The organism is Marinobacter sp., assembly GCF_035268745.1.
Taxonomy (GTDB): Bacteria; Pseudomonadota; Gammaproteobacteria; order Pseudomonadales; family Oleiphilaceae; genus Marinobacter.
Genome location: NZ_DATFKH010000061.1, coordinates 1 through 6187, shown reverse-complemented (window position 1 = coordinate 6187; position 6187 = coordinate 1). Strand labels below are relative to the sequence as shown.

The following is a 6187-nucleotide window of genomic DNA, read 5'->3' as shown; positions in this document are numbered from 1 at the left end:
CACCGCGAAGGTATCCCCGACCGACAGCGAAGCGCTGCCGACACTCACGGACAACGCCATGCAGACCAGGCTGAGAGCCGCAAGGACCGCCAGGGCCCGGCTATAACCGGGCACGGGCCTGCTCCAGCACCTGACACAATTCCTCTGAGCCTTCCAGCATCCGCAAGGTCGGGCGCTGAATCAGCGAAGGGGAAACCAGAAACAGGTTATCCACGGCTACGGCCTTCAACTCCGGGAACCGCTGCCACTGATCCAGCCAGCGCCGGTCCTCCCGGTCTTCACCGCCAGTGATGATGGCGTCCGGGTTGGCTTCCAGCACCGCCTCGGTACTGAGGCGCGGCACCAGGCGCGGCAGGTGTCCGAATAAATTGTCACCGCCACACAGGCGGATAGCCCGGCCGATCAGCTCGTCATCGTTAATGGTCATCAGTGGCTGATGCCATACCTGGTAGAAAACCCGGACCGGCGGGACATCACGGTAGCGGTTACGCAGTTCCGCCATGGCCGCAAGAAACTCCGCGGCCCTGGCCGCGCCGATGTCTTCATGGCCGGTCAGCAGCGCCAGACGCTCCACCGCGCTGGCAATATCGGTGAAGGTCCGGGGCTGGAGCCAGAATACCGGAATGCCCAGGGCCTCGATTTTTCCCAGTTGCGTCGCCGAATTGCCATCCACCCAGGCCACCACCAGATCCGGCTCCAGGGTTACGATGGCTTCGAGGTCCAGCCGGTTGCTGTCACCGACCCGGGGCAGGTTCGCGGCCTGAGGCGGGTAATCGCTCCAGGCGCTGACGGCTGTTACCTGGCCCCCGGCACCCGCCGAAAACAGCAGTTCCGTTGCCCCCGGCGAAAGTGACACTAGCCGCCGGGCCGGGCCATCAACACACACCGTCCTGTGCTGATCGTCCTCCACGCAAACGGCTTCCGCCCGGCCCGCCAGTAACAGCAGCAGGGCAACCACAGTGACCAGGCTGACATCAGCCAGGCGAACAGTGGCCTCGCGGGCAGTGGCAGTGCCTGGGATAACGACGCTGGACAAACCGGCAACCTCGCAGGCTAGGGGCTGAACTGATAACGGACGGACAGAAAGGCCGTGCGCCCGGCAACAATAAAGTCATTGTTGCTGAAGTCTTTGGCGGTAGCGTATTGGTTATCCAGCACGTTATCCACCGTCAGCGATGCCTGCCAGCCCGGAGCCAGTTCCCTGCTGACGCGCAGATCCCAGACCCCGAAGCCGGCGATGCGTTGGCGCACGGTAGCCAGCTGTACCGGATCGAAAATATCCTCGTAACGATGGCTCTCAGCCCGCACGGTGGTGCCAAGGCTCCAGCTGCCAAGCTGTTTGTCCAGATCCACACGGACAGTGCGTTCTGCCCGCCGGATCAGTTGGCGGTCGCTTTCCCTGTCCTTGAAATCACCCACCGATGCCGCCGCTTTCAGGCTCCAGCCATTGCGTTGCCAGCCACCGGTGACCTCAACACCACGCAACCGGGCTTCCGGCACGCTGCCCGCCTGGTCCTGGGACGGTAATGAAAGGTCATCAACATCGCTCTGGTAAACCGCGATATCCCAGAACCACTGCCGGTAACGTCCTTCAACACCGGCTTCGTAACTGATCGCCTCTTCCGGCTCCAGGTCGGGGTCACCAAAGTTGGGAAAGTAAAGATCGTTGAACGATGGCGCCTTGAACGAGGTTCCGGCGCTGGCCCGGATCCGGTGATTACGGTCGAGCCGGTAGCCGGCACCAACGCCCCAGGTGGTCTCGGTGCCGAAGGCTTCGTTATCGTCGTTGCGCAGGCTCAGATGCAGGTCTGCGGGGCCGAAATTGAGCAGGGCCTGGCCGAAATAGGCCGCGTTGGAACGGCTGGTTTCAGCATAATCCGTGGTGCTCTCCACCTTGTCCACCAGATACTCGGCACCCAGCACGAATTCATGGGTGCCTGCAGTCACCCGGTTTTCAACCCGCGAACTGCGGGTGCGGGTATCAAACACCCCCGGGAAATTACTGAAAACTTCCAGTTCGTCCCGGGCATCGGCCAGGTGCAACGAGGTGCGCCAGTTGCGGGTGACCGGAACGTCCAGATTGACACCCGCGGTCTGGAACCGGAAATCCTGGTCGCCACCGTTGAATTCACTACTGCCCTCGGCACTGAGCGCGCTGAACCCGACGCGCGTCCCGTTAACGAATTCATGCCGGGCGCTGGCAACGCCGGAGGTGTTGTCATAGGCCCTGTCAGAACTACCCTCGATGACCGGCGCGCCGTCGGTACGAAAACGGTTGCCCGCAAGGCTAATACTGGACCGGTCGGTCACCGACGAATAGCCTGCGCCGACCTGCTGGCTGTCGAAGTTACCGGCACCAGCCTCTACCCAGCCGTGCCTGCCGCGTTCTGTCGGCAGGGTAAATGCCTGTACCACGCCACCGACTGCATCTGCGCCGTAAAGGCTGCTGCGGCTGCCACGGACAATCTCCACCCGGTTCAGCAACTGGGGCGGAAGGAACTGCCAAGCCGGCCCGCCTACCGTTGCCGAACGGATTCGCACGCCGTCGACCAGCAGCACCGTGGCATCCGATGCGTTCCCCCGCATCAGCACGCCGGTCTGCTTGCCGAAGGAACCATTCCCGGTCACCGTCACGCCCGCCCGGGACTCAATCAGTTCACTGAATTCTTTGGGCTGCTGACGGCGGATATCTTCCCCGGAGATAACAGTCACCGAGGACAGGCTTTCGCCGACACTTCTGGGCCCGAGGGTTGAAGTCACCACTATGGGGTCAAGGGTGGCAGACGAGGCGGTCTCATCAGCCATGGCTGCCGTGGGGACGGCATATATAAAAAAGGCAATCGCCCATGGAATACGCGGCAGGGATTTGCTCTTGCTCATTTTGCTCATGCAGGACACTCACTGTCATCTCACGCGCACCCGCGTGATCCGTTCGAATAAGCTGCGGAAAGGACAGTTTCGAGTGTGATCCCGATGGATCAGAACAGGTTGAACGAAGGCGGGCGGAGTGGAACCAGCAGCGGAACCAGAGGCGGGACAGGGGCCTGATCACCCACCTCCGCAGCCCTCCGCAGCGTCTGGTGTGCCAACAGGCCGGTCTCCGGGCTTATGAGCGGGCCATGCTGGTGACCCGGGGCGGACGCCTTCCCATGCCTCAGCACAGTGGCGCGATCGACCGCTCTTGACTCATTTACCGTTGCGGGGGCAGCGCCGGATTCACACCGGCTTCCCGTTTCACTCCCACGCAGCTTTGCGCGGCAGCACCTGAAAACGAATGCAAAGGCTACCAACCGGCCGGTGGCGGGTCAACGCAAATATCCGGAGTTGTGAGTACATCAAATGGCAACGCACCCCGCACCACTGGTATATTGGTGGGGGCCATGTTCAACCCCGAAGCGGTGGAAAAGGAACCACAGAATGCAGGCAGAGCTGATTGACATCCGGAATCATATGGTGCGCCACGCGCCCTTTGATGACTTGCCAGAAGAGATGCTGGACCGTGTGGTCTCCGGAATTGAAGTGTCCTATTTCCGGGCGGGGGCCGAGATTCTCGAGCTTGGCCAGAGTAACAACTACCTCCACTACATTCGCAGCGGTGCCGTAGAGATCTTCCGTCGTGACGGTGAGCTATACAACCGGGTAACCGAAGGCGAAATCTTCGGGCAAACCGGCCTGATGATGAACCGCACCGTGCGGTTTCCGGCCCGTGCCCTGGAAGACACCCTGGTCTACCTGATTCCCTACGAGCTGTTCCAGTACCTCTGCGAAAACGAGGAATTTACCGATTATGTCGAGATCGAGGACAGGTCCCGGCTGCGCTCCGCCGTATCCCGGCGCGAAAAGTCCAATCAGCTGATGACCGCACGGGTTACCCGACTGATTGGCCGCCGGCCGGTCACCGCACCCAACACCGTGCGCCTGCAGGAGGCGGCACGGATCATGACCGAACACGGCGTTTCGGCGCTGCCACTGATGGATGAAAGCGGCGACAAGCCTGTACTGTGCGGCATAGTGACAGACCGGGACCTCAGAACCCGGGCGCTCAGCAAGGCCCTGGCTTCGGAAACCCCGATCAGCGAAATCATGAGCACGGATATCAGGACCACCAGGTCCACGGCTTTCATCTTCGAAGCCATGCTGACCATGCTGCACGGCAATGTCCATCACCTGCCGGTGATGGACGGAGATACTGTGCGCGGCGTGGTTTCACTGTCCGATATCATCAAACATGAATCCCAGAACAGCCTGTACCTGGTCAGTAACATTTACCACCAGAAGGATGTGAAAGGCCTGAAACGCCTGAGCAAGGACGTACCTGATACCTTCGTGCGCATGGTAAATGAAGATGCCAACTCGCACATGATCGGCAGTGCCATGGCCGGGATCGGGCGCAGCTTCACCCAGCGCCTGCTGGAGCTGGGTGAGGAAAAACTGGGACCGCCGCCGGTACCCTACTGTTTCATGGCACTGGGCTCCATGGCCCGGGACGAACAGCTGGTGGTTACCGACCAGGATAATGCCATGGTCCTGGATGACAGCTTCGACCCTGCCGAGCATGACAAGTATTTCAAGGCACTGGCAAAATTTGTCAGCGATGGCCTGGCAGAATGCGGCTACACCTACTGCACCGGCGACATCATGGCCACCAACGACAAGTGGCGGCAACCTTTACGGGTCTGGAAAAAGTACTTCGCTGACTGGATTGACAACCCCAAGGCCGAAGCCCTGCTGAACTCGAATATCTTTTTTGATCTGGAGGGCGTAGCGGGCGAAGTCAGCTTTACCGAAGAGCTGCAGAGCTTCGTTGCCGAAAGAGCCAGCAAGAACCCGCGTTTTCTGGCAATGATGGCCCGTAATGCACTGGGTCGCACACCGCCACTGGGCTTTTTCCGCCAGTTTGTGATGGAGGAAGACGGCAAGCATAACAAAACCTTCAACCTCAAGCGGCGTGGCACGGCCCCCATGTCGGACCTGATACGTATCCATGCTCTGGCCTGCGGATCCAAAGCCCAGAATACCTTTAACCGGCTCAAGGCGATCGCTGAAACCAGACTGATTCCCGAGGACGGCGTGGGTAACCTGCGCGATGCCTTCGAATTCATTGCCATTGTGCGCATCCGGCACCAGGCGCTGGCCATAGAAGCAGGCCGGCAACCGGACAACAATGTGCGCCCGGAGGATCTGTCGCCGTTCGAGCGCAGTCACCTTAAAGACGCGTTTCAGGTCGTCAGCGAGGCCCAGAGGTTCCTGCGATTCCGCTACAATGCGGGAGCGGTAAAAAATGTCTGATACCACTGAAGATCTGTCGACCGGGATTACCCCCTGGCCGGACCGTTTCGCAGCTCTGGCCAACTCTGCCGGGGATGCGCGCCTGAAGCAATTCTACAGCGGTGGCTGCGTGTCTGCGGACACACCAATCAAGGACGTTCCCATGGTGGCCCTGGATTTCGAAACCACCGGCCTGGATCCGAATCAGCACTCTATCGTGAGTGTTGGTCTGGTGCCCTTCAGTCTTGCCAGCATCCGGGTTTCAGGTGCCCGCCACTGGCTGGTGAAGCCGCCCCTGCCCCTCAGCCAGACCTCGGTGACCATTCATGGCATTACCCACGATGCGATTGATCAGGCCCCGGATCTCGACGAGGTTCTGGCAGAGATTCTGGGCAGCCTTGAGGGCCGGATTCCCGTTGTCCATTACCGGGCCATTGAGCGGCCATTCCTGAATGTTGCCGTTAACTGGCGCACGGGCGAGGGCATCAATTTTCCACTGCTGGATACCATGGCTATCGAGAGCCACCTGCACCCGGACAGAAACCCCGGTTTCTGGCAGAAGAAGGTCAAGGGCAAGAAACCGGTGTCCATCCGGCTTGCAGACAGCCGTGGCCGTTACGGACTGCCTCACTATTCCTCACATGACGCGCTGGTGGACGCCCTCGCAACGGCGGAACTGTTCATGGCCCAGATCAGATATCACTTTTCACCAGAGACCCCGATAGGGGACCTCTGGCTCTGATGCATGCTGGTTCAGCTTTTGCCCTTCACCTCATCGATATACTCGCCGTAACCCCGGGCCTCCATTTCCTCCAGGGGGATGAACTCCATGGCAGCGGAGTTCATGCAGTATCTCAGACCGGTGGGTTCGGGCCCGTCGTTGAACACATGGCCAAGATGGGAATCGGCATAGCGGCTG

Annotated in this window: 5 protein-coding genes and 1 riboswitch; of the genes, 2 read left to right on the top strand and 3 right to left on the bottom strand. The window is 60.3% G+C overall.

Translation table 11 applies throughout. From position 1 onward, the window contains the following. Positions 1-100: 100 nt before the first annotated feature. A complete protein-coding gene (locus VJ956_RS05900; RefSeq protein ID WP_324082746.1) occupies positions 101-1036 on the bottom strand; it encodes a cobalamin-binding protein in 936 nt (311 codons plus the stop codon). Between the two features lie 17 nt (positions 1037-1053). Next, on the bottom strand, positions 1054-2889 hold the full coding sequence (locus VJ956_RS05895; protein ID WP_324082744.1) for a TonB-dependent receptor domain-containing protein: 1836 nt from the start codon (positions 2887-2889) through the stop codon (positions 1054-1056). Between the two features lie 185 nt (positions 2890-3074). Next, positions 3075-3283: riboswitch (cobalamin riboswitch) on the bottom strand. A 134-nt stretch (positions 3284-3417) separates the two neighbouring features. Here VJ956_RS05895 and VJ956_RS05890 point away from each other — a divergent pair. Further along, entirely contained in the window at positions 3418-5289 is a 1872-nt protein-coding gene (locus tag VJ956_RS05890; RefSeq protein ID WP_324082742.1) for a putative nucleotidyltransferase substrate binding domain-containing protein, read from the top strand. After that, complete coding sequence (locus VJ956_RS05885) at positions 5282-6010, top strand: 3'-5' exonuclease (protein WP_324082741.1); 729 nt, start codon at positions 5282-5284, stop codon at positions 6008-6010. Before VJ956_RS05890 ends, VJ956_RS05885 begins: the two co-directional genes overlap by 8 nt. Before the next feature lie 11 nt (positions 6011-6021). Here the strand turns inward: VJ956_RS05885 and VJ956_RS05880 are convergent. Continuing rightward, a partial coding sequence (locus VJ956_RS05880; RefSeq protein WP_324082748.1) for a peptide-methionine (R)-S-oxide reductase occupies positions 6022-6187 on the bottom strand: 166 nt, incomplete at its 5' end.